The 24,682-nt window shown below is 44.2% G+C and carries 19 protein-coding genes; 12 read left to right on the top strand and 7 right to left on the bottom strand.

Features of this window, described 5'->3' with window-relative positions:
• Positions 1–157 precede the first annotated feature (157 nt).
• Entirely contained in the window at positions 158–2,275 is a 2,118-nt protein-coding gene (gene pta / locus BR06_RS0104835; protein WP_031480689.1) for a phosphate acetyltransferase, read from the top strand.
• Between the two features lie 233 nt (positions 2,276–2,508).
• Positions 2,509–6,036 (top strand): pyruvate:ferredoxin (flavodoxin) oxidoreductase, encoded by a 3,528-nt coding sequence (nifJ, locus tag BR06_RS0104830; protein WP_031480687.1) that lies wholly within the window; start codon positions 2,509–2,511, stop codon positions 6,034–6,036.
• A gap of 147 nt (positions 6,037–6,183) precedes the next feature.
• Here the strand turns inward: nifJ and BR06_RS0104825 are convergent, their stop codons facing one another.
• Positions 6,184–6,768 (bottom strand): hypothetical protein, encoded by a 585-nt coding sequence (locus BR06_RS0104825; RefSeq protein ID WP_031480685.1) that lies wholly within the window; start codon positions 6,766–6,768, stop codon positions 6,184–6,186.
• Positions 6,769–6,877: 109 nt separating this feature from the next.
• On the bottom strand, positions 6,878–8,071 hold the full coding sequence (locus BR06_RS0104820) for a cation:proton antiporter (protein WP_031480683.1): 1,194 nt from the start codon (positions 8,069–8,071) through the stop codon (positions 6,878–6,880).
• Positions 8,072–8,272: 201 nt separating this feature from the next.
• On the opposite strand from BR06_RS0104820, the gene BR06_RS0104815 reads away from it, so the two are divergent.
• The 9 genes from BR06_RS0104815 (at position 8,273) to dxs (ending at position 18,618) form a co-directional block, all read left to right on the top strand.
• Positions 8,273–8,974 (top strand): phosphoadenosine phosphosulfate reductase family protein, encoded by a 702-nt coding sequence (locus BR06_RS0104815; RefSeq protein ID WP_235727668.1) that lies wholly within the window; start codon positions 8,273–8,275, stop codon positions 8,972–8,974.
• Complete coding sequence (locus BR06_RS0104810) at positions 8,974–9,684, top strand: uracil-DNA glycosylase (protein WP_031480679.1); 711 nt, start codon at positions 8,974–8,976, stop codon at positions 9,682–9,684. Before BR06_RS0104815 ends, BR06_RS0104810 begins: the two co-directional genes overlap by 1 nt.
• Before the next feature lie 218 nt (positions 9,685–9,902).
• On the top strand, positions 9,903–10,979 hold the full coding sequence (gene ispG, locus BR06_RS0104805; protein ID WP_031480677.1) for a flavodoxin-dependent (E)-4-hydroxy-3-methylbut-2-enyl-diphosphate synthase: 1,077 nt from the start codon (positions 9,903–9,905) through the stop codon (positions 10,977–10,979).
• Positions 10,980–12,716: a proline--tRNA ligase gene (locus tag BR06_RS0104800; protein WP_031480675.1), complete on the top strand. Its 1,737-nt coding sequence runs from the start codon at positions 10,980–10,982 to the stop codon at positions 12,714–12,716.
• A 289-nt stretch (positions 12,717–13,005) separates the two neighbouring features.
• Positions 13,006–14,385, top strand: coding sequence for an exodeoxyribonuclease VII large subunit (gene xseA, locus BR06_RS0104795; protein ID WP_031480673.1), 1,380 nt, complete (start codon positions 13,006–13,008; stop codon positions 14,383–14,385).
• Positions 14,386–14,493: 108 nt separating this feature from the next.
• On the top strand, positions 14,494–15,393 hold the full coding sequence (locus BR06_RS0104790; RefSeq protein ID WP_235727667.1) for a M23 family metallopeptidase: 900 nt from the start codon (positions 14,494–14,496) through the stop codon (positions 15,391–15,393).
• 24 nt (positions 15,394–15,417) lie between these two features.
• Positions 15,418–15,660 (top strand): exodeoxyribonuclease VII small subunit, encoded by a 243-nt coding sequence (xseB, locus tag BR06_RS0104785; protein ID WP_031480669.1) that lies wholly within the window; start codon positions 15,418–15,420, stop codon positions 15,658–15,660.
• Positions 15,650–16,540 carry a polyprenyl synthetase family protein gene (locus BR06_RS0104780; RefSeq protein WP_031480667.1) on the top strand — a complete coding sequence of 297 codons (891 nt, stop codon included), beginning with the start codon at positions 15,650–15,652 and terminating at the stop codon, positions 16,538–16,540. Before xseB ends, BR06_RS0104780 begins: the two co-directional genes overlap by 11 nt.
• 161 nt (positions 16,541–16,701) lie before the next feature.
• Positions 16,702–18,618 (top strand): 1-deoxy-D-xylulose-5-phosphate synthase, encoded by a 1,917-nt coding sequence (gene dxs / locus BR06_RS0104775; protein WP_031480665.1) that lies wholly within the window; start codon positions 16,702–16,704, stop codon positions 18,616–18,618.
• A gap of 146 nt (positions 18,619–18,764) precedes the next feature.
• Here the strand turns inward: dxs and BR06_RS19165 are convergent, their stop codons facing one another.
• The 3 genes from BR06_RS19165 to BR06_RS0104760 all read right to left on the bottom strand — a co-directional run bounded on the left by BR06_RS19165 (position 18,765) and on the right by BR06_RS0104760 (position 21,978).
• Complete coding sequence (locus BR06_RS19165; RefSeq protein ID WP_031480664.1) at positions 18,765–19,289, bottom strand: hypothetical protein; 525 nt, start codon at positions 19,287–19,289, stop codon at positions 18,765–18,767.
• Positions 19,290–19,546: 257 nt separating this feature from the next.
• Positions 19,547–21,226: a long-chain-fatty-acid--CoA ligase gene (locus tag BR06_RS0104765; RefSeq protein WP_031480661.1), complete on the bottom strand. Its 1,680-nt coding sequence runs from the start codon at positions 21,224–21,226 to the stop codon at positions 19,547–19,549.
• Between the two features lie 116 nt (positions 21,227–21,342).
• Entirely contained in the window at positions 21,343–21,978 is a 636-nt protein-coding gene (locus BR06_RS0104760) for a hypothetical protein (RefSeq protein WP_031480660.1), read from the bottom strand.
• Positions 21,979–22,205: 227 nt separating this feature from the next.
• Between BR06_RS0104760 and BR06_RS0104755 the strand changes: the two genes are divergently transcribed.
• A complete protein-coding gene (locus BR06_RS0104755) occupies positions 22,206–23,162 on the top strand; it encodes a chemotaxis protein (protein WP_031480658.1) in 957 nt (318 codons plus the stop codon).
• Between the two features lie 72 nt (positions 23,163–23,234).
• On the opposite strand, the gene BR06_RS0104750 is transcribed toward BR06_RS0104755, so the two are convergent.
• Both BR06_RS0104750 and BR06_RS0104745 read right to left on the bottom strand, forming a co-directional pair.
• Positions 23,235–23,513 carry a hypothetical protein gene (locus tag BR06_RS0104750; protein ID WP_031480656.1) on the bottom strand — a complete coding sequence of 93 codons (279 nt, stop codon included), beginning with the start codon at positions 23,511–23,513 and terminating at the stop codon, positions 23,235–23,237.
• Positions 23,514–23,533: 20 nt separating this feature from the next.
• Positions 23,534–24,523, bottom strand: coding sequence for an NAD(P)H-dependent glycerol-3-phosphate dehydrogenase (locus tag BR06_RS0104745; RefSeq protein WP_031480654.1), 990 nt, complete (start codon positions 24,521–24,523; stop codon positions 23,534–23,536).
• Positions 24,524–24,682: the final 159 nt, after the last annotated feature.

Below are 24,682 nucleotides of genomic sequence, written 5' to 3'. Positions count from 1 at the left end.
GTCTGGAAACTTTTTCATCTGATCTTTCATTTAACTCTCCCTATATCTGCCCACATTTTTCTTTTTCTTGAAATATCTACTCTTATTTAAGCCGTGAAATTTAATATAAATTCTGTTATTTAGAATTAAACTACAAGTACGTTATTCAGGAGAAAATATGTCAAAGAGTTTGTATATAGCCGCAACAGAAGCTAGAAGCGGAAAGTCAGCCATTGTTCTTGGTGTGATGCAGTTGCTACTCACTCATATACGAAAAGTCGCAATTTTCCGTCCAATAATCCACGACAGCTTTCAGGGCAGCAGGGATCATGATATTGATCTCATCTTGCGTCATTTCAAGCTTAATCAAGAATATGAAACCACCTACGCATATACTCAGAGTCAAGCCACCCGTTTACTAAATGCGGGTAATCACGCGGTTATGATGGAGAATATTATTGAACAGTTTAGAGCACTTGAAGCGGAATACGATTTTGTTCTCTGTGAAGGTACTGACTATCTTGGCGGTGAGACTGCTTTAGAGTTTGAAATTAATATGGATGTTGTGAGTAACATTGGGTGTCCTATTCTCGCCGTATTAAACGGCATGAATAGCGAAGAAGATGAGATCTGTGATTTATCCCAGCGTACTTTCGAGCTTTTTGAAGAAAAAGGGCTGGATGTTATCGCTGTTATGATCAACAGAGCGAGTAAGAAATTTTCTCCGAATCTTGTAGATAGGATAAAAACCGGATTTAGAGGGGGAAATAAGCCTCTTGTATACATAATTCCTGATGATAAACGGCTTGGTAACCCTACAATAAATGATGTTGTAAAGTGGCTGAACGGTAAGGTTCTATACGGAAGTGACAGACTGGAAACACCTGTAGATAATTACGTTGTAGCAGCCATGCAGATTGAGAACTTTCTCAAATATGTAGGCGAAGGCAGCTTAATAATTACTCCCGGTGATAGGTCCGATATTATATTGGCGAGTTTGTCCTCGCGTCTTTCAGATTCATATCCGAATGTGTCGGGAATATTGCTTACAGGTGGAATTAAACCTGCCATGACCGTTCATCATTTGATCGAAGGGTGGCGTGGTGTTCCGATTCCAATTGTAGTTGCTCCCGAGCATACATATAAAACTGCACAAATTTTAAGAGGCCTTCACGGTACCATCGATCCTGAAAATCAGGTTAAGGTCCTCTCTGCTTTAGGTCTTTTTGAGACCTGCGTTAATTCTCATGAATTACAGGAAAAGCTGGTTTCAACGACCTCTTCAAGAATTACCCCGTTCATGTTTGAGCACACTCTTCTGCATAAAGCTCGTGAGAAGAAACAGCATATTGTTCTTCCTGAAGGGACAAGCGAACGCATCTTAAGAGCAGCTGATATTTTAAGGCGCAGAGATGTAGTTACGCTGACTTTGCTTGGAAATGTAGAGAAAGTGAAGTTGGCTGCTTCAAATATAGATATAAGCTTAACTGGTATAAACGTCGTTGACCCTGTTAAATCTGAGCATTTTGAAAAGTTTGTACAGACCTACTACGAGCTGCGTAAGCACAAAGGCATCATGATCGATGACGCTCGTGACCGCATGAGCGATCCTACATATTTTGGAACAATGATGGTTTGGTTGGGCGTTGCCGGAGGTATGGTTTCTGGTTCGGTAACTACGACTGCGCAAACTATCCGGCCTGCTTTCGAATTTGTTAAAACCAAGCCGGGAGTTTCCATTGTCTCGAGTGTCTTTCTTATGTGTCAGAACGATAAAGTGCTGGCTTACGGAGACTGTGCAGTCAATCCTAACCCGAATGCGGAGGAGCTTGCAGCCATTGCTATCAGTTCAGCCGAGACTGCAAAGATTTTTGGAATTGAGCCGCGTGTGGCGATGCTTTCGTATTCCACTGGTGGTTTAGGTAAAGGTAAAGATGTAGATAAAGTTGTGGAAGCAACCAGGCTGGTCCGCGAAAAAGCACCTCATCTGGCAGTGGAAGGACCGCTTCAATACGATGTAGCGATTGACCCTTATGAGGCTGAAGAGTTTATGCCTGGTAATGCCGTTGCAGGAAAGGCTACTGTCTTAATTTTTCCTGATCTCAATACCGGTAATAATACTTATAAAGCAGTTCAGAGATCTGTTACCGATTCTGTAGCAATAGGGCCTATATTACAGGGTCTTAAAAAGCCTGTGAATGACATAAGCAGAGGCTGTAAAGTTCGAGACATTGTCAACACTGTTGCTATTACTGCTATTCAGGCACAAGCAGAACAGGAGGCAAACCAGAGTTGAATCTTTTTTACCAGAAAATATTAAGAGTTGATTGCTGATTCAATAGTCTTATGTGTGTCTCCCTTGTGAACTGGCTTAGTGGCATGTTTGCCAAATTGTTTGATTGATCGATCAGGGCCAAAAAAATAGTAGATTGCTCGGGATGCGGTTATTTACAGGTAGGCAACCTGTATACTCGTATGCTAAGGTGCGCATTGCACGCCTTCCCAACCAAAAGACACGGAGAATGAATAATGGCTAAAAAAATGAAAACTATGGATGGAAACCAAGCAGCATCATACGTAGCATACGCAATGTGTGAGACCGCACCGATCTATCCAATCACTCCATCTTCACCTATGGGCGAATTCGCAGATGAATGGGCGCTTCAGGGTGTAAAAAATATTTTTGACACTACTATGGAAGTTCGTGAGCTACAGTCCGAAGGCGGAGCCGCCGGAGCCCTACACGGAGCTTTGGCTGCTGGTAACCTATCCTGTACTTTCACAGCATCTCAGGGTCTTCTGCTGATGATCCCTAACATGTATAAGATCGCAGGCGAGCTTCTCCCTACTGTCTTCCATGTTTCAGCTCGCGCGATTGCTGGGCATGCTCTCTCTATCTTTGGAGATCATCAGGACGTAATGGCTTGTCGTCAGACAGGTTTTGCAATGCTTGCTTCCAACTCAGTTCAGGAAAGCATGGACCTTGCACTCGTGTCCCACCTGGCAACCATCGATTCGTCAATTCCATTTCTTCATTTCTTTGATGGTTTCAGAACTTCACACGAAATTCAGAAAATCGAAACTATCGATTATGAAGATATGGCTGACGCTCTTAACTGGGATAAAGTTAGAGACTTCCGCGACCGCGCACTAAACCCTGAGCACCCTCATACTAGAGGTACTGCACAGAATCCTGATATTTACTTCCAGGCACTTGAATCTATAAATCCTTACAGAGATGCTGTTCCCGGTTACGTAGAAGACGCAATGAAAAAAGTTGCTGACATCACAGGCCGTGAATACAAGCTGTTTGATTACGTAGGTGATCCTGAAGCTGAAGATGTGATCATTGCAATGGGTTCCGGTTGTGAAGCCATTGAAGAAACAATCACAAAGCTTAATGCAGAGGGTGCAAGCTACGGTCTTGTTAAAGTAAGACTATTCCGTCCATTCTCTATGGAGCATCTCGGACGCGCACTGCCTGCAACAACTCAGCAGATTACTGTTCTCGACCGCACTAAAGAAGGCGGTGCTATCGGTGATCCTTTGTATCTTGATGTTTGTACTGCTCTCAGAGAAATGAACATTGATCTTCCTGTTCACGCAGGACGCTACGGCCTTGGTTCTAAGGAGTTCACTCCTTCCATGGTCAAAGCAATCTACGACAATATGAAGGCTCTTGCTCCTAGACATCACTTCACCGTCGGTATTAATGATGATGTTACCCGCCTTTCACTTGAAGTTGGTCCAAATCTGGATGTAACTCCTGAAGGAACAGTTCAGTGTAAGTTCTGGGGACTCGGTTCTGATGGTACTGTCGGCGCGAATAAGCAGGCGATCAAAATTATCGGTGATAAAACCGACATGTTTGCGCAGGGTTACTTTGCTTACGATTCCAAGAAATCCGGTGGTATTACTGTATCGCATCTGCGTTTTGGTGATCATCAGATTAAATCTACATATCTCGTTGAAATCTCAGATTTCATCGCTTGTCATAATCCAAGCTACGTAAAACTTTACGACCTTCTTGAAGGAATCCGCGATGGTGGAACCTTCCTGCTGAACACCAGCATGGGCCTTGAAGATTTAGAAGCTGAACTTCCAGCTAAGCTTCGCCGCAAAATTGCTGAGAACAACCTTAAGTTCTACACAATTGATGCTGTGAAAATTGCTAGTGAAGTTGGTCTCGGTGGTCGTATTAATATGATCATGCAGACTGCATTCTTTAAACTCGCAAAAGTTATTCCTTTCGAGGACGCTGTTGCATTCCTTAAAGAATCAATCAAGAAAGCATACGGCAAGAAGGGCGACAAGATCGTCAACATGAACAATGCCGCAGTTGATGAAGCAGAAGCTAACCTCAACGAAATTAAATATCCTGCATCATGGGCAACTGCTGAAGATGAAGCTGTAGAAGAAAACTTCGATCCAGAATTCATCACTGACGTTGTTAAGCCTATCCTTGCTCAGAAAGGTGACGAACTGCCTGTCAGCGCATTTTCACCAGATGGCCGCTTCCCAATGGGAACCAGCCGTTTTGAAAAACGCGGTGTAGCAATCTTGGTTCCTGAATGGATCAAAGATAACTGTATTCAGTGTAACCAGTGTTCTTTCGTTTGTCCGCACAGTGCTCTTCGCGCAGTAGTTGCAAACGATGAAGAAATGGCAATTGCACCGGATAGTTTCGAAACTGTTGACGGCAAAGGTAAAGGGTTTGAAGGCCTTAAGTACCGCATGCAGGTCAACTCACTTGACTGTCAGGGTTGTGGTAACTGTGCTGATATTTGTCCTGCTAAGGAAAAAGCTTTGGTCATGAAGCCTATTGCGACTCAGACAGAAGCTCAGGTTCCTAACTATGACTTCTCCGAAATCGTATCCTTCAAGGACGAAATTCTACCTCGCACAACTGTTAAGGGCAGCCAGCTCCAGCAGTCACTCATGGAATTCTCCGGAGCCTGTGCAGGTTGTGGCGAAACTCCTTATGTAAAAGTACTTACTCAGCTCTTCGGTGAGCGTATGATTATCGCTAACGCAACAGGTTGTTCTTCAATCTGGGGTGCTTCTGCTCCTTCCACTCCATACTGTGAGAATCTGGAAGGACACGGACCTGCTTGGGGCAACTCACTCTTCGAAGATGCTGCTGAATATGGCTTCGGAATGGAAATGGCTATTTCCAACCGTCGCAACCGTTTAGTTGTGCTCATGAATCAGGCCATGGAAGGCGAAGTCAGTGATGAACTGCGCGACGCTATGAAAGGCTGGATTGCAAATAAAGAAGATGCAGCTAAATCTCTCGAATACGGTGATCTGCTCCGCGAACTCTTAGCTATTGAAGCTGAGTTCAGCGACATACTTTGCGAAATCGAAGAGCAGGAAGATATATTCACTAAGAAGTCCATGTGGTGCTTCGGTGGTGATGGCTGGGCATATGACATCGGCTTTGGCGGACTTGATCATGTTCTCGCTTCCGGTAAGGACATCAACGTACTGGTAATGGATACCGAAGTGTACTCCAACACTGGTGGTCAGGCATCTAAAGCGACTCCATTAGGATCTATCGCTAAGTTTGCAGCTGGTGGTAAGATGACCGCCAAGAAAGACCTTGGACGCATGATGATGACCTATGGTTACGTCTACGTTGCATCCGTATCTATGGGCGCAAACAAGAATCAGGTCATGAAAGCATTCCTCGAAGCGGAAGCTTACCCCGGCCCATCTATTGTTATCGCATACGCACCCTGTATTAATCAGGGTATTAAGAAGGGCATGGGTAAAACTCAGCTCGAAGGTAAACTTGCTGTTGAGTCCGGTTACTGGCCTCTTTACAGATTCGACCCGCGTCGCGCTGAAAATGGCGAAAACCCGCTCGTTCTTGAATACAAGAGCCCAGATGGAACTCTTCAGGACTTCCTTTCTGGCGAAAACCGCTACGCAATGCTCGAGCGCATGATGCCTGAGACTTCCAAAACTTTGCGTGCTGGAATCGAAAAAGATTGTAAGCAGAGATACAAACTTCTCAAGCAGCTCTCTGAAATGGACTACTCAATAGAAGACTAGTCAAAAGAAAACAGGCTGGTAGTTTCTAACTGCCTACTTGTATGTAAAGAATTAAAAAGACCCCGAATTCGTTAAGTCGAATTCGGGGTTTTTCTAATGACAAATGTGCCACGTTTTAAGGCAGTACTAAACAATTAGAAGTTCAGTTTATGCTGATTGCTGCTCAAGGAGAGCAAGTTCAGATTGAAGTAAAGCTAGTTCAGATTGTTTAGTCTTTAGCTGCTCCGCAGCATCTTCATCTTCACTGACTTTAGCTCTGAGTTCTTCAATTTCTTCTTCTTTTTCTTCAATTTCTTCTTCTTTGTCGCTTATCATGTCAGAGGTTCCTGTAGAACCTTGGGCCGCTTCGCCACCTGTAGCTCCACCAGCGCCTCCCCCTTCCGAAGAGCCTTCCCCTTCACTGTCCGAAGCACCTTCTCCTCCACCTTCTGGAGGCGGTGGCATTCCTCCTACCTGAGTAGGATCAATTCCGTTCTCTATAGCAAACTCATCCATGGTCCCCTTCAACTCTTCTTTTTGTTCGTCACTAAGCTCTGAAGGGTTTTCTGCTCCATATTCTTCAAGCTTTGAGCTGAATAAGGCCATAGCTTCTGCAGAAATGGAAACGGTGTCGCCGGATTGTGTCTTAGAGTTAAGAAGCTCTTCGTCGTCAACTTTTTTTGTTTGAATGGCTTGACTTGTGTCTAAAACACCACTGGTCAAACTGCTATCAAGTGATGAAATTCCAACCATAAAACCTCCCTTTTTTGGATTTTAAAAATTAATAGATAAAATCCTCAAGCAAGTATTTGACCAGACCGTATTAAGATATATTAAGAGTCATTAGGTCAGATAATAGTATTTAATTTTTGTTTTCGATTTTTGCTATCCAGCGAGCAAGTGGATTAGCTGTAATGCCATGCGCAATAAGACTTAGAAATACAGTGCAAACAACAACTAAGGTCAAAAAAGGTCCGTTAGGAATGTTTGAATTTAAAACAATAATGGCAAAGACTATGCTAGCTAGGCCGCGGGGTCCAAACCAGCCAAGGAAAAGACGGCTAGGGACACTTTCACCAGTGCCAATTAGGGATATAAATACCGGTATCATACGGACTACGGTGAGGCTTAGGGCGGAATAAAGTACCACTTCCCATGTGAATAGATGATAGTTTTGCCCTATAACTGCCCCTCCGAATGCGAACCAAGTTAACATAGCCATGGTCTCACCATCGGCCTCGGCGGCTTTCAGCATTTCATGTGTGGATCCTTTGGACTGGAAGCCGAATAGCAACCCTCCAGTGAATGCCGCGATGTAACCACTGCCATGTAAACTCTGAGCTACCGAAAACGTGGCTAAAGCCAAAGCTACAACAGCAACATGTGCCCATGTTTCCGTAACCCACTTTTTGTTCCAGCATAATCGTAGCAACCAGCCCCCTGAAGCCGCTAACCCAAGTCCTACAATTAATCCTATGCCAAGTTCCCGCGCCACGTACTCTAGCGCTAGTCCTGTGCCGCCTTGCTCCGCGCCTAGAGCCAATGCAATAAAAACAAGTAAAATTGGAACGCAGAGCCCATCATTTAAGCCGCTTTCAGCATTTAATCCTTCGCGAATCCGGACTGGCACATCAGTGTTGCTGATCACTGCTTTCCCCAATGCTGCATCCGTTGCCGCAAGCATGGTCCCAAGAATGGCTGCTTCATGCCACGATAAACCGTCGAAAAGTGCAACCGCGAGTATGGACCCTAGAGCAATTGATCCAGGTAAACCGAGCAAGAGCATTCGTGCCGGAATATGAATCTGGCGTCTGATTGTTTTCAGGTCGGCTTTCGAAGCATCTATAAAAAGTATGAGTGCTAATGTCAGGTCGGCAATAACCCTAAATTCGTTGCGGGTTACTTCCGCAGTGAAAACTTTAAGGACCATGGGGCCAAGTATGAGTCCTGCAATAACAAATACCATCGGGCCGGAAACATCGCTTCGCTCAATTCGACCAGCAAAAGAACTATATAAAAATACTAACAGGGTAAGGACTGCGAGTTCTGCATACATGGGCAACCCCAAAACGTTTTGGTATTAAAAAAACAAAAAAGAGTATTCAAATTATGTATATTAAGATGCTAACCTTAATCAACTTAAAGGTCTTTATTCTTTCCCTAGTCCCGTAATAGACGGCGTTTTTATGGATAAGTGATCTTGATAAAAAAGTCGTTTCAGGCAAGAACAAAAGGCAGCATGTTAAGGAGTAAAAGTTTGAACGAAATTTCTACAATCACGACAGATTCAACCCTTGATGAAAAGGTTCAGAATTTAGCTGAGCAAATGGCAGATTTATTGCTCAAATTCGATCCGTCTAAAATTGCAGTGGCATGGACTGGTGGCAAAGATTCCACAGTAGTTTTAGCAGTTTGGTGCGAAGTTTTAAAAGGGCAGGGGATAGATTCTCCTCTTGCTGTGTCAATTGATACTGGCGTAAAATTCCCGGAAGTGATGTTATTCAGGGATGAACTTGCACAAAAGTGGAATATCAATTTAAAAGTGCTTAGGCCTGAAGTGGATATAAACTCTTATCCAGTGGCAATGGATGCTGTGACGTGTTGCCGCGATTTGAAAATAAAGCCCCTTCAAAAGGCTATAACCGAGCACAATATACAAGTATTAATAACTGGAATACGCCGCGATGAGCATCCCAGCAGGACAAAAAGGGAAGCCATAGAGCACCGCGATAATCCAGATCATACTATTTCTAATCCCATATTAGAGTGGACCGAAATGGATATATGGTCGTTTATTACTATGCACAGTATTCCGCATTGTGAGCTTTACGATCAAGGGTATAGATCTTTAGGCTGCAAACCTTGCACCGTATTAGGTGAAGGGCAGAGCGAGCGCCAAGGCAGAAATAAAGAAAAAGAAAAGAATTTGGAACTACTAACCTCATTAGGATATTTTTAATGAAAATTAATTTTTGTGACGAAACATACGAGATTCATAGTTCTTGGGATTCTTTTTTTACCACTGAAAAAATCATACACCTTAGATATCTTGAGCACGCGATTGGAACGAACTTCACTCCTTCTGCTGAACGGGTTTTACGCTTCAGCCAAATGAATCTTGATAAAGTTCGAGTTGTGATTCTTGGGCAGGACCCGTATCCACAGCGCGGAGTCGCAACCGGTAGGTCTTTTGAAGTGGGAGATATTAAAAGTTGGGCGGAGCTCAAGCGGAATGCTTCTCTCGTAAATATGCTTAAACTACTCCATAAAAATTATACAGGATCAGACGAGATAGCCCCTATCAGCAAAGTTCGTGATGATATCGATGCTGGCCTTTTCCCTATACTCCCCCCGACAGAGCTATTCAGTCATTTCGAAGAGCAGGGCGTATTAATGCTAAATGCAGCGCTCACATGCGAAATAGACAATTCGGGAAGTCACGCCATTGCGTGGAAACATTTTTCTCAAGAATTGCTGACTTTTATTAATCAGAGCAGGCCTGGGGCAAAATGGTTCCTTTGGGGGAAAGATGCGCAGGAATTTTGCTCATTCATTCCAGAATCGCAAAAATTAACAAGCTATCATCCAAGGTTGAATGATCAAAAGGACGGAGCTTTCTTAACAGAGAATCATTTCGCAAAATGCCCAGAAATAAACTGGGTAAAATAGCAAACAACCACATCAACTAGCCCAAAGTAATTCTTCTTATAAAAAAGCTCCCCCAATTAAAAAGTTTTGGGATCCTTAAACCCTTTTCCCAAAAGGGTTTAAGCCGCCGGAGGCACATAACCACCTATATCCCAACAGTTGGCTCCGAGGGATATATGTATTAAGGTGCACAGCGCGTGTTTGATTTAGATGCGACAATTGAATAAATCAGGTGAAAAATGATCAAAAGAAAAAAGACTCGTGAGCTGTTTATTGGCAACGTCGGAATCGGCGGTGACAACCCTATCAGGGTTCAGTCCATGTGTAATACAGATACTCGGAATGTGCTGGCTACGGGCGCACAGATTAATGCACTGGCTGAAGCCGGATGTGAGATTGTGCGTGTTGCTGTGCCGGATGAAGAGGCTGCTGCTGCTCTGGTAGAAATTCGCAAGAACTCTCCTGTTCCGCTTGTAGCTGATATCCATTTTGACTACCGCCTAGCACTATCTGCGATTGATGCGGGCATTGATGCCTTGCGTATTAATCCCGGTAATATTGGCGGAGAAGATAAGGTGGACGCTGTTGTTTCCGCTGCGAAGGACCGCAAGGTTCCTATTCGCATAGGTGTAAATGGTGGATCTCTTGATAAGGCTCTGCTTGCTAAATATGGCGGACCGACTCCTGAAGCTATGGTTGAAAGTGCTCTGGGACACGTAGCACTGCTTGAGAAAAGAAATTTTCATGATGTTAAAATATCGCTCAAGTCCTCGTCCGTTTTGAACACAATTGCTGCCTATAAACTTCTTTCTGAGAAAGTTGATTATCCTCAGCATGTGGGCATTACCGAGGCTGGTACTCTTGTACGCGGCGCGGTTAAGTCTGCGGTAGGACTTGGTATTTTGTTCTGGGAAGGTCTGGGCGACACCATGCGAGTGTCACTCACTCATGATCCTGTTGCTGAGGTTGGAGTTGCGTGGGAAATTTTACGCTCGCTCGGACTACGTGAGAGAGGGCCTGAAATTATTTCCTGTCCGACTTGTGGAAGAACTGAGATTGAACTGATTGAGCTTGCTCAGCAGGTGGAAGATAAATTGCGCGGAGTTCAGGATGTATTCACTGTGGCCGTGATGGGGTGCGTTGTGAATGGTCCGGGTGAGGCTCGTGAAGCTGATATCGGCATTGCCGGTGGTCGCGATCTCGGGATCATTTTCCGCAAAGGTGAAGTTGTTCGCAAAGTTCATGGCGATGAAAATTTGCTGCCCGAATTTATGAAAGAGATAGAATTATTTTTGGAAGAAAAAAAAGGAAAATAAATGCTTTTAAGCCGTTTTTACATACCTACATTGAAAGAAGACCCTTCCGACGCGGAAGTTGTTTCACATAAATTGCTCATGCGTGCTGGAATGATCCGTAAGGTGACCAGCGGAATTTATAACTACCTTCCACTCGGACTCAAATCCTTGAACAAGGTAGCAAATATTGTCCGTGAAGAAATGAACCGTGCATACGCTCTTGAAGTGCTCATGCCCATGGTTCAGCCCGGTGATCTCTGGAGAGAAACTGGCCGTTGGGATTTCTACGGTAAAGAACTTTTAAGAGTTAACGATCGTCATGGCCGTGACTACTGCCTCGGACCGACACACGAAGAAGTTGTTACTGATCTAGTTCGCGGTGAAGTTAAATCTTATAAACAGCTTCCGCTCAACTTGTACCAGATTCAGACCAAATTCCGTGACGAAATTCGTCCCCGTTTCGGTCTGATGCGTGGTCGTGAATTTGTCATGAAAGACGCTTACTCCTTTGATAAGGATGAAGCTGGGGCAGAAGCTTCTTACGGCTTGATGTTCGAAGCATACAAAAAGATATTCTCCCGCATAGGACTTCGTTTCCGTCCAGTTCAAGCTGATTCAGGTGCAATCGGTGGCGACTTTTCACACGAATTCCATGTTCTAGCCGACACTGGCGAAGATACAATTGCTGTCTGTCTCGATGACAAATGTGAATACGCGGCTAACCTCGAAAAAGCCAAAGTTAGCGCACCAAAAACTGAGTGCAAAGACGAATGCGCTGCAATCGAAGAAGTTGCAACACCCGCTAAGCACACAGTTGAAGAAGTCTGTGCTTTCCTAGAAATTTCAGCAGATAAGCTCATTAAAACATTGCTCTTCAATGTTGATGGCGAACCTGTAGCCGCGCTAGTTCGCGGTGACCGTGAAATCAATGATGTTAAGCTCAGAAACTTAATCGGTGGTAACGAAATCGAATTAGCGACTGAAGATCAGGTCAAAGAATGGACCGGCGCTCCAGTAGGATTTGCCGGACCAGTAGGGCTTGGCGTCAAACGCGTTTTCGCTGACCATGAGCTTTGCGGAGCAACCGACTGGGTAGCTGGCGCAAACAAAGCAGATGCACACATCAAGCATGTTTCCTTAAGCCGCGATTGCAAAATCGAACAGTTCGCAGATCTTCGCGTCATCACCGAAAGCGATCCTTGCCCCGACTGTGGTGGCAAAATCGAATTCACCAAAGGAATAGAAGTCGGGCATGTTTTCAAGCTCGGCGAAAAGTACTCCAAAGCAATGGATGCAACATTCCTAGACGAAAACGGCAAAAGCAAACCTATGATCATGGGTTGTTACGGAATCGGAGTTTCCCGCATCATGGCTTCTGCAATTGAGCAGAACAATGATGAAAACGGAGCCATTTTCCCACCAGCCATAGCACCTTTCGAACTTTGCCTGATCTCACTAGGTGGCAAAGACCTAGCAGTAGGTGAAAAAGCTGAAGAGCTTTACGCACAGCTCATGGAAATGGGCATAGACGTAGCTTACGATGAACGTAAAGAAAGACCAGGCGTAAAATTCGCAGATGCAGATCTTATCGGTTATCCAATGCAGCTAGTACTGGGCGGCAAAGGACTCAAAAACGGAATAGTAGAAGCCAAGAATCGCAAAACTGGCGAAAAAATAGAATTACCACTCGAAGGATTCGCAGAAGCCTTCACCACATGGCGCGCCGAAATATGGCAGTCATGGGGTTTAACTTTATAGTATAGGGTTAGTATGCCTCCGGCGGCTCGAACCCTTTTGGGAAAAGGGTTCAAGACTCCCAAAACTTTTTAGTTGGGTTGGGGTCTTTAAGGACGTATAATTCTGGCTTAATAGTTAGAGTTTTTGTGCGTGCTCGCGTCCGTCGGTCCTAGGTTAACTCATTCCCAAAATAAATTCTTACTAAAATAACTTCCCCCCCCGCCAAAAAGTTTTGGAGGGGGGAGTCCAGAGGGGGGACCCTTTTCCCAAAAGGGTCCCCCCTCTGGTCGCCGAAGGCATCCTCCCCAATATGAGAATATTTTCTGTTAGTGATATAACGCGTGCTGTTAAGGACGTTTTGGAAGCTGAATTTCCCTTTATTTGGGTGAAAGGTCAGGTCACTAATCTGGCACGTCCAGCATCTGGTCATATTTATTTTTCGCTGACTGATGGCGATGCTGGTCTTTCTGTTGTTTGGTTTAAAGGCAATCAGCGAGAGGGGGCTGGGGATGGTGCGGAGAAAATCAATCCGCTGACTGGCGAAGTTGAGACGGGAGAGCCTCTTAGGCTTGAAGACGGCATGGAGATTCTTTGTGCTGGTCATATGAATGTTTTTGCGCCTCGTGGGGCTTATCAGCTTATTGCTGAACTTATTCAGGAGCAGGGCGTTGGTGATTTGAAGCTTGCTTTTGAAGCTATGAAACGCAAGCTTGCTGATAAAGGTTATTTCTCGGAAGAGCGTAAGATGGAAATCCCTCGTTCGCCCGCCAAGGTTGCTGTTGTGACGGCTGCGACGGGAGCAGCTGTGATTGATTTTTTGCGTATTGCTGAAGGGCGCGGCACTGGCGCAGAGGTACGAATTTATCCTTCGCTTGTTCAGGGCGATTCAGCCCCTGATCAGATTGCTAAGGCTATTGATGATGTTTGCGATGACGGCTGGGCGGAAGTTCTTGTGCTGATTCGTGGCGGTGGATCTCTTGAAGATTTATGGGCTTTCAATACTGAACGTGTTGCGGACGCTATTTATAGATCGACGGTGCCGGTTGTCTGCGGTGTGGGGCATGAGGTTGATACTTCCATTGCAGATTATGTTGCGGATAAGCGGGTTGCTACGCCTAGTCATGCGGCGCAGGAACTATGGCCTCGGCGTGAAACGCTTATGCAGAGCGTTGATGAGCTTGAGGGTAACTTAGTTCGGAATTATGAAAATTTTCTTGAAGTGAAGATGGCGAAACTTGATACTTTGCGTAAAGGTTTGTCATGGCTGTCTCCTTCGCAGCGGATTGAAAGATTACTAAGTTCTTTTGATGAAGAAAAAGAGCGTCTTGATCGGGCTGTTGATTTGTTTACGGAGCGTAAGTGCTTGGAGCTGGAAGGACTTGTTTATAGGCTTTCTGGCGCACTCGGTGCGAGTCAGTTTGATAGGCTTGATAAAGAGGTTTCGGATCTTTCTGCTCGCCTTGGAAGGGCGGGTAAGGTCTTTATAGATAATAAGGTTTCTGAATTTGACAATATGGCCAATTCCCTGCGAATGCTTGATCCTGAAAAGCCGCTTGAGCGAGGGTATAGTCTTGTTACGCTCGAAAAGACTGGAAAGTTTTTGCGCAGTCCTGATGAAGTTGCTAGCGGTGATGGCTTGATTGTTCGGGTTAAATCCGGTGAAATCAGAGCTACTGTTGTAGATAAATAGTTTTTTTGTATGTATTTTTTTAGAGGATGAACCTGTTAGACTGATGTTTATCCTTCTTAAATGTAATAATTGTGATTGCTTGATCAAGTTTAAAATGGAGAATTTAAGTTGAAAAAATCCATGAGAAGGATAAAAGCTTTAACGTTTACGTTTATTTTTATGCTGCTTTTTGCTTCATCAGCTTTTGCGGCTGTTTCTTTAGCGTTTCCGAAGAAAGTCGGTCTGGGTGAGCCTTTCCTTGTTAGGGTTACATCTGATAAGACTTTAGACTCTGTTTCAGCAAAGTGGCTGGGTACAACGGTATCGCCGGAAATAAGGACTTGGAAGGGTAAAAATATTTCCTTGGTTATGTTTGGGACCGATGTTCTCGCTGATAAAGCTGGAAAGAAGGAGCTTATTATAACCACTGTTGAAGATGGGAAGGAACGTAAGTTTAGTCGAAAGATTAAAGTTTATAATAAAAAGTACAAAACTCAGCGTTTAACATTGCCTGAGAAAATGGTTACGCCTCCGAAGAAGGTATCAGCTCGTATTCAGAATGATCGGGTGGAGGTTTCGGCTGCCAAGAAAACTCAGACCGCTGAAAGAATGTGGTTTGTTCCTTTCAGTCGCCCGACAAAGGGCGCGCAGTCTAGTCCTTACGGGGCCAGACGCATACTGAACGGTAAACCTAAGAATCCGCATAGAGGTTTAGATTTTCGCGGAGCTAAGGGCGCTAAGATTCGCGCAATGGCGGACGGAAAGGTTATACTTGTAGCGAATCACTACTATGCCGGAAACTGTGTTTACATCGATCATGGAAACGGGGTTGTGACTCTGTATTTCCATCTTTCTCAATTCGATGTTAAGGAAGGCGACACGGTTGAGCGCGGACAGTTAATTGGTCGCGTTGGATCAACTGGTAGAGTCACCGGGCCGCATCTGCATATGAGCGTAAGCGTGCAGGGCAGGCTTGTTGATCCCCGTTTTTTACTTGAAAAAAGTACGGATAAATTGCTTGGCCTTTAGGGCATGCAATATGAAAATAATCATATGAAAGATAATAAAACTTTTGAAGAAAGATTGGAGCGGCTGAAAGTAATAGTTGCGGGACTTGAGCGGGGGGACCTTCCGCTTGAAGAGGGTGTAGCTCTCTTTAAGGAAGGACAGGCTCTTGCTAAAAGTTGTGCTAGTCAGCTCCAGAAAGCCGGAAATGAAGTTAAAATAGTCAGTAACGGTTTGATTGAAGACTTTGACGCTAAAGTTGAAAGTGAGGATATGACGGATGACAGTTAAAGAAAAACTCGCGGTTCACGCGGGAGAAATAGAAAAATATCTGGCTGAATGTCTACAGAATCGCGGCATACCTAAAAGGTTGCTGGATGCGATGGATTACAGTCTGCTTGCTGGTGGAAAAAGACTTCGCCCTGTGCTTGTGCTCGTTTGGGGCCAGATGTTGGGAGCGAAGAAAGAGGCTCTTATGCCATTCGCCGCGAGTCTTGAACTTATTCATACTTACTCCTTGATTCATGATGATCTTCCTGCAATGGATGATGATGATTTAAGACGCGGTAAGCCTTCCAATCATAAAATGTTCGGCGAAGCTACAGCTATTCTTGCTGGGGACGGACTGCTTACAGAAGCGTTCGGACTCATGGCAAAAGCTGAGGCTCCGGCTGAAAATATTGTTGAAGCAATCAGCTTGATGGCCTATTCCGCAGGGGCTTGCGGTATGGTCGGTGGTCAGGATGTAGATATGGATTACACTGGTCGCGATGATGTAAGTCTTGATGAACTCAAGATTATGCACTCAATGAAGACTGGTGCTTTAATTCTTTCTGCTTGTAAATCCGGCGCTGTTCTGGCTAAAGGAACAGGAGCTACCGACGACGATGTCAGACGTGCCGAAGAATATGGTCGTTTGATTGGAGTTGCATTTCAGATTGTTGACGACGTACTTGATGTTGTTGGCGATGAAGCATCTCTTGGTAAGCCTGTAGGAAGTGATGAAGAACAGGGTAAATCGACCTACCCCAACTTGATCGGACTTGAAGAAAGCAAAGAACTTGCCCGTAAATATGTGGACGAAGCGGTTGAACTGCTCTCCCCTTATTCCGGTCCGGAAGCTGAGCTCTTGGCCGAACTTGCTCAATATATAGTTGATAGAGTTTATTAATTGATGGTTTCTCAGAGAAGCATAATATTCTTTTTGTGCTAGGTAGTTAACACTGTTAAGTGACTGGGTGGTCATTTAATTTATAGTGCGTTGTCATAACGAAACTGGGTGTTTTATTACTGAGGTTTGAGAAATATAACCCGGTGCGAGGTTCGGGGAATATGAGTAGTAATGATAAATCATGTGGTTGCGGAGATTTTCCGCTCCTTAAAAGCATAAAGAATCCTGTAGAAGTTCAGGCTCTTGACAAAGAAGAGCAGGCCCAACTGGCCGATGAACTCAGACAGTGTATTATAAATACTGTTTCCAAGGGGGGCGGGCATCTTGCTCCTTCGCTTGGCGTAATTGAATTAACCATAGCACTCTTTAAGTGTTTTGATTTTGATAATGATCGTATTGTCTGGGACGTAGGTCATCAGGCATATGCTCACAAAATCCTGACTGGGCGTTATGAGAATTTTCATACACTGCGTCATAAAGACGGCATCAGTGGCTTTCCACGGATGGCGGAAAATAAATATGACCACTTCGGTGTAGGGCATTCCAGTACGTCTATATCGGCTATTCTGGGTATGGCTGTCGCCAATGATATCGAAGGCGGAGATCGTAACTGCGTTGCTGTTATCGGTGATGGTTCTATGACTGCCGGTCAGGCTTTCGAAGGGCTTAATCAGGCCGGTGGCATGAAGCGCAAGATGGTTGTTGTTTTAAATGACAACGAAATGTCCATCTCTGCAAATGTTGGCGCTTTGTCATCTTTCCTTAGTCGGAAGTTGTCACATCCGGTACTGACCAGATTTAAAAAAGATTTTGAAGGGATTCTCAAGCAGATTCCTAAAATTGGTGACGACTTAGCTATGTATGCTAAGCGCGGCGAAGATTCTTTTAAAAGTTTCTTCACACCGGGAATGCTTTTTGAGGCACTTGATTTTACCTATCTCGGGCCTATTGACGGGCACAATACCGAGGCTTTGATCGATGTATTCGAGCAGGTGAAAAAGCTTGATACTCCCGTATTGGTTCATGTTCTGACCAAAAAAGGCAAAGGCTATACACCTGCTGAAGATAATCCTACTTATTTTCATGGCGTAGGAAGCTTTGAGCCTGAGACAGGTATGGCTGCTAAATTTAAAGGCGGCCTTCCTTCATATACGAAAGTTTTCGGTGACACTCTTTGCAAACTTGCTGCAAAAGATGACAAGATTATGGCCATCACAGCGGCAATGCCTGAAGGAACCGGGACTGATTGTTTCAGGAAAAATTATCCTGATAGATTTGTTGATGTTGGAATCTGCGAACAGCATGCTGTGACCTTTGCAGCCGGGCTGGCAACTATGGGGTATAAACCTGCGGTTGCGATTTATTCTACGTTCTTCCAGAGAGCATATGACCAGATTGTGCATGACGTATGTCTGCAAAATCTGAATGTAAACTTCTTTCTTGATCGCGGAGGCTTGGTCGGTGCTGATGGTGCAACGCATCATGGCGCATTCGACATGTCTTTCATGCGTCATATACCGAACATTATCTGTATGGCTCCTAAGGATGAAGCTGAACTAGCTCGCATGGTCCGCACTGCTATAGATTTCGATGGTCCGGCAGCGGTTCGTTATCCTAGAGGAGTTGGTATCGGCGCAGAGATGGATGAGTTTCCACCTGTTCTAAACATCGGTGAAGGTGAACTCCTTCGTGATGGTTCTGATGGTGTGATCATCACTGTGGGGTCCAGAGTATGGCCTGCGGTTGAAGCTGTTGAAGATCTTGATACTGAGCATGGAAAGTCGATTGCAGTCTTCAATACTCGCTTTATCAAACCTTTGCCTGAGAAACAGATTCTCGAACTGGCAAAGCGTTTCAAAAATATTGTTATTGTAGAAGAAAATGCTATGGCTGGTGGATTCAGTTCCGCAGTGGTCGAAATGCTAGTCGATAACAACGCTATTGATGGGCATAACATTAAGCGCCTAGGTATTCCTGACGAATTCATCGAACATGGAACGCAGAAAGAGCTTCGCGCTGAAATTGGTATCGATACAAGTGGAATGAAGAGAGCTATGCTTGAGCTTCTTGATAAATAGTTCCTACATTATATAGAATTTAAAAAGCCTGCCGGATTGTTCCGGCAGGCTTTTTTATGTCTTATTATCAAGTGATTATCTGGCTTACACAATCGATCTTAAAATAGTGATTTTACTTGTGTGCCTAACAGGGAATAAATTCAGTCTTAAGTGACGATAGTTTTAAGTATGACGGTTCCGTCTTCCGCAGCAAGTCCTTCGGGCGCATTCTCGCCATAGCTTTTAAGAATCTCACTTGCCTTAACGATTACTCCGCGCTCAAGCAATTTTGGCCCTGAATCCCGTGCGATCAGGTTGAATAATTTGACGGAGACAAAGGCATCTCCTTCGCCTACATCTCCCGAATTTACTGCTCGTATTTCACTTCTGAATCCACTAATGGCAGTGTCGCGCCCCATCGCCATGCCGGCCACTCCCGGTAGCGCTCCTGATAGAGATAAAATATCCCCATCCTTAATTTGCACAATATCAATATCGTCGGCGGGCGAGTTGTTTAAGAAAATAGTTCGGATTTGCTTTTCTACATATTCTGGCGCAAGTCCTAAACCGATCTCAATAAATTCTCTTATGCTCATCCCTGCTGTTCCGTGTATTCTTACTCCACGTTGGAGCAAGGTCGCGTTTCCAAGTGTCCCGGCAGCGATGGTGAATGTTTTCATCTCTTTTTGCATATTTACCTCGGATTGGTTGTTCCTGTTAAATTGACGCTATCAATTGTGTCAAATTAGGCATAATATATTATCTCGTTTTATGTAAGTAGCATGGACGCGAGGCTATCATTTGTCAAATAAAAGCATACTTGCTGCCGTTTGTTTCGGATAAAACTCACTAAAAAAAGGCCCACCCGAATAAACATTTAAGATTCAAAGTTGATCTGTGTGTTTTATTCAGATGAACCTTACGTAAGTTCAATTTATCCAAAGAGAAACTAGCTGTTTTTTCTTGCTTCTTCTTCGCGCAAAGCACGTCTGAGTACCTTGCCTACCATAGTTTTTGGAAGTTCTTTGCGAAATTCGACTTGCCTTGGAACTTTGAATGCAGCCAATTTTTCGCGGCAGTAGGTTATGATTTCTGTGCGATCAAGAGATTGCCCTTCTTTTAGGACGACGTATACTTTGATTATTTCCCCGCGTGTTTTGTGGGGCAGGCCGACTGTTACAGCTTCTTGAATTTTTGGGTGCTCAAATAAAACTTCATCGATCTCGCGTGGATAAATATTGTAACCGCTGGAAATGATCATGTCCTTTTTACGGTCAACAATAAAAAAGTAACCGTCCTCATCCATGTATGCGATGTCACCCGTGTAGAGCCAGCCGTTTCGAAGTGCTCCGGCAGTTTCATCGGGTTTGTTGTAATACCCTTTCATAACCTGTGGTCCGCGGATGATGAGTTCTCCCATCTTTCCAACAGGCATGGGTATGCTACCCACTTCCATGTCAACTATTGCGGCATCAGTTCCCGGAACAGGAACCCCTATCGATCCAGCTTTTTTTTTGCCGTCCAATGGGTTCAAGTGTGTTACAGGGGATGCCTCGGTCAGTCCGAATCCTTCCACTATAGTTGACCCGAACACGGAGTTGAATTGCTGAATAGCCTCGACGGGCATTGGGGATGATCCTGATAGGCAATATTTGATCGATGCAATATCAAATTGTGAAAGTTCTTTTTGTTGGAGCAAAGAGATGTATAAAGCTGGTGCTCCGGGGAAAAGGGTGGGCTTAAGCTTGTGCATGGCCTTAAGCACATCCAGCGGTACGTAGCGCGGGAAAGGAATCATCGTTGCACCTAGTGAGGTCGGATAATTCAGGCAAACGGTAAGGCCGTAGATATGAAAGTACGGTAAAATTCCAAGGACCACTTCGCGGTCCCGTCCGAGAGAATACAGCATTGCATGGAACTGCTGAATGTTGGCACCTAAATTTGCATGAGTGATGCTACACCCTTTTGAAAGACCCGTTGTTCCTCCAGTATATTGGAGAAGAGCCGTATCTTCGGTAGGGTGTATGTTCGATGCCGTGTACGTATCTTTCCCCTCGAGGAGGGTTTTCCACTTAATGATGGAAGATCCGTTGTACGGTACTTTAGGCGTACTTTTATCTCTCAGGTTCTTAATTTTGTATAACTGTTTGAGCGGAAATTTAAGCGCGTCTGATATTGTCGTAACGAAATACTTCCGGGCAGGTAGTTTTTCGCGCAGCTTTTCTAACTTTGGCCAGAGCATGTCCAAGGTTATAACCAGTTTTGCTGCAGAATCCGTGAGCTGATGGACCAACTCGGTTTCCATATAAAGGGGGTTGGTCATGGTCACCACGCCCCCGGCTTTTAACACAGCCCAATAAGTAATGATCATCTGGGGAGTGTTGGGAAGCATTATTGCGACCCTGTCTCCAGTTTCTAAACCATTTTTGCGAAGGTTTGCCGCCATTATCTCGGAAGCGTGCTTCAACTTTTCGTATGTAATAGACCAGTTCTGAAATTCAATTGCCTTGCGTTTAGGCCATTTTTCAGCTGTTCTGTCTAGATAGTCAAATAGTGGGCAGTAGTTAAATTCAATTTTCTTTGGAACTTCTGCATCATAATGATCGAGCCAAGGGCGATTAATTTCCACTCAAACCTTCCAGTTCTTGCACGAATTATAAGGGACCCCTTGGTGTAAGGGGAGTCTAAGTCATTAGGATGCGCATTCTATGTTTCTGTTTAAGTTCTGGCAAGTATGTATATTTACTATCTGACAGCTGGAGTGAATGTTTTCAGTAAGTAGTTTGACAAGGCCCGACTTACTCCCTGACCACACTCTGAAAAAGGGCAACCGAGCTTGTAAGGAACTTCAATAGGAGTTGGTGTGCCGTAGTAAACAACTTCTTCGCGCTGATCTTTAAGTTCTTTTATGAGTATTTGCATAGTGATAAAGCAGGCATCCGGGCCACTTTTTATTCTCTGCATTTCTGGTGTCCACTGAGTTACTAGGACCGGATACTTTTGGAAGTAAGAAAGGCCGCCGTAACTTCCCACTCCGAAACCGACCCGTTCAGAGGCTCCCTGAGCAACCAATTTAGGTGAGAGGCTTCCGATCCTGGCTTCAATCAAATAATTTACAGGTCCATCAGGTGTGTAATGGTAGCCGATCCCTTCAAGCGTCGTGATAGCTTGCTGCGCAATTGGGACAATTCCGGATTCAAGATTTTGAACACGTCCTGCTCCGTTTAATTGGAAAAGAACGATGCGAGCATTAAAAGTGCCTGAACTTGGGTTAAAGACGGTTATAGGTACTGCAGGCTTTACATCGTGGCTGGAGCAACCCGCTATTAATAGTACGAAAAGTATTGCAACCAGTTTGGTGAGTGAGCGCTTGGTAATCATGAGTATCCTTGTCTAATTGTGAAATTTATGAGTAATTTGATTTATATATCATTATACTTGATGGAGCAAACAGATTGCTTTAATAAAATTTGAGTAATTGAATTTAATTGTGAGTGCATTTTTAAACAAAAAAGTGTAAATATATTCATAAAATATTAACCGCGTAAAGAAGTCAAGAATAGATCTGAATGGTAAATTCATAATATAGAAGTGGAGTCGGGGGGTATATGAGCGGTAATGAGATATTATTGGATACCGGAACTAATGAGTTCGAAATAATTGAGTTTTATATTGATGAGAAAAACGGTGGAAATGAATCAAGGGATTATTTCGGGGTAAACGTCGCCAAGGTTCTTGAGGTTGTTGAAGCCCCGGCGGGATTGGAAGCTGCTGAGGGAGCTCCTCATCCTAGCTATTTAGGCACAATGTCGCTTCGGGATATGATTCTGCCCATTATTGATCTATCTGTATGGCTTGAAATAGAAAGAAAAGATTCAGAATTTCAATTAATAGTTGTTACGGAGATTAATGGCGTTGTTACTGGATTTCTTGTTACCGGAGTAACTCAGATTCATAGAATCGGTTGGGCTGATTTAAAAACACCGAGCAAATATATAGCTGATTTGGATTCAAATTGTATTACAGGGACAATTGAACTTAACAATCGTTTTGTTTTGATGATTGATCTCGAGAGTATCCTTGCAGAACTTGACCCTACTATGATTGAAAATCAGGAAGGTGCTGTTTCTGCTCCTGAAAGGTGGTCGGCCTTAATTGTGGATGATTCCGCATCTGTCCGGGCTTTGCTTAATAAAAATTTCTTGGCGGCTAATTTTGACGTTCATCTTTTTACAAATGGACTTGAGGCATGGGAAGGATTGAAAGCCATGCAGAAAAAAGCAGAAGATGAAGGTTCATCTATAGTGGATAAACTAGATGTGATTGTTTCAGATATTGAAATGCCACAAATGGATGGATACACATTTACCCGCAATATTAAGGAAGATGCTGTTCTTGCTCGGCTTCCAGTAATTCTTTTCTCCTCATTGATAACAAAGGGGCTTCATCATAAAGGTGAAAAGGTTAAGGCTGACGATCAGGTTACAAAGCCTGAATTTGGAGCCTTAACTGGGCGAGCCATAACTCAGATTGAAAAGTATCGGGCCAAACGAGCCGAAGCATAATATAAAAAGCCCCTGACGGAGATTCCATCAGGGGCTTTCTTTTATTCTAATTCTATTGATAACTAAGCTTGATTATTTCTTGTACCAGCCGCGAGCCTTCATGCATTTGTCGTAAGTGCTTACCTGTGAGTAATTTTCTGAAAATAGAGCAGAATATGTAGTAGGCTCGTTTCTCTCTCCACTTTCTTCTGCCCCGATTGGAACTCTCTGCGCCGCTTGCTTTTCACAGTTTGCTTTATCTCTGGCAAGGACCTTATTCCTATCTGCTGGATCGACAATGTTTGAATTATGCCACGAAGAGCAACCGCCTAGAACTAGTAGTGTCGCTCCAATGAGTAAAAGTCTTTTCATAGTAATCCCCTTAATATTTGTTATTCAGGTTTGAGGTCGCGTCCCATCAGATCGCGAACGGCTTCTGCGGGGTTTTTATCTTCATATAAAATTTTATAAACTTGCTCTGTGATGGGCATTTCCACACCCAGTTTTTGAGCAAGCGCATGAACTGATTCGGTTGTCTTGACTCCCTCGGCTACCATTCTCATTTTTAGAATTTCAGATAGTTTCAGTCCTTGTCCTAGTTTCAAGCCAACCTGCCTGTTTCGGGATAGGTCGCCAGTGCAGGTGAGGACAAGATCTCCCATGCCTGAAAGTCCCATGAAGGTCGCGGGATTTGCTCCCATGGCTGTTCCGAGTCTGCTCATTTCGGCTATTCCGCGGGTTATGAGGGCAGCCCTTGCATTGTGTCCGAACTTAAGTCCGTCAGCTATGCCGGCTGCGATTGCCATAATGTTTTTAATAGCTCCGCCGATTTCAACGCCTCGGTAATCCGGGTTGGTGTAGACTCTTAAATATTTGCTTGCGAAAATAGCCTGAATTTCCTTGCCAAGCTCTTCGTCTTCACACCCGAGAGCAACTGATGTAGGCATTTCTGCGCTAAGCTCATAAGCGAAAGTGGGACCTGAAATATGTGCGTATCTTGGGTTAAGTCCTTCAAGCGCTTCAAATACAACCTGAGACATAGGTGCACCGGTGTTTAGCTCGATTCCTTTACTCGCACAGATGATAGCTGGGTTTTGTGGGAATAGGTGCTTTAAGTCTGCCAGAGCTGAGCGTATGAATTGACTCGGAACTACAAGGATAAAGTAGTCAGCGCCTTCCATCACTTTTGCTGGGTCGCTGTCACATATTAAATTCTTAGAAAGGTCAAAGTCCGGCAGAAAGACCGTATTGCGCCCGGTTTTAGTAATTTCGTCAACAAGTTCCTGTTCTCTGACCCAGAGATTGACGTTCAGATCTTTTTTGGCAAGCGTGTTAGCGAGGGTTGTTCCCCATGCTCCCGCACCGATAACAGCGATTTTCATATCTACTCCTTCACCAAACTTATTAGAAATTCCGTTGAATTGGCTTACACCCTTTCTGTACGGATATATATTGATATTAACTTACTTTGGGCAAGGTACTCATACTAAGTGATTATGGCAACCTGCATGACCATGTAGGTTGATAAGTATGTCTCATGG

The sequence above is a fragment of the Maridesulfovibrio frigidus DSM 17176 genome (assembly GCF_000711735.1).
Lineage (GTDB): Bacteria > Desulfobacterota > Desulfovibrionia > Desulfovibrionales > Desulfovibrionaceae > Maridesulfovibrio > Maridesulfovibrio frigidus.
Note: the sequence above shows the minus strand (reverse complement) of the source record. Positions and strands in the feature narration are given on the sequence as shown.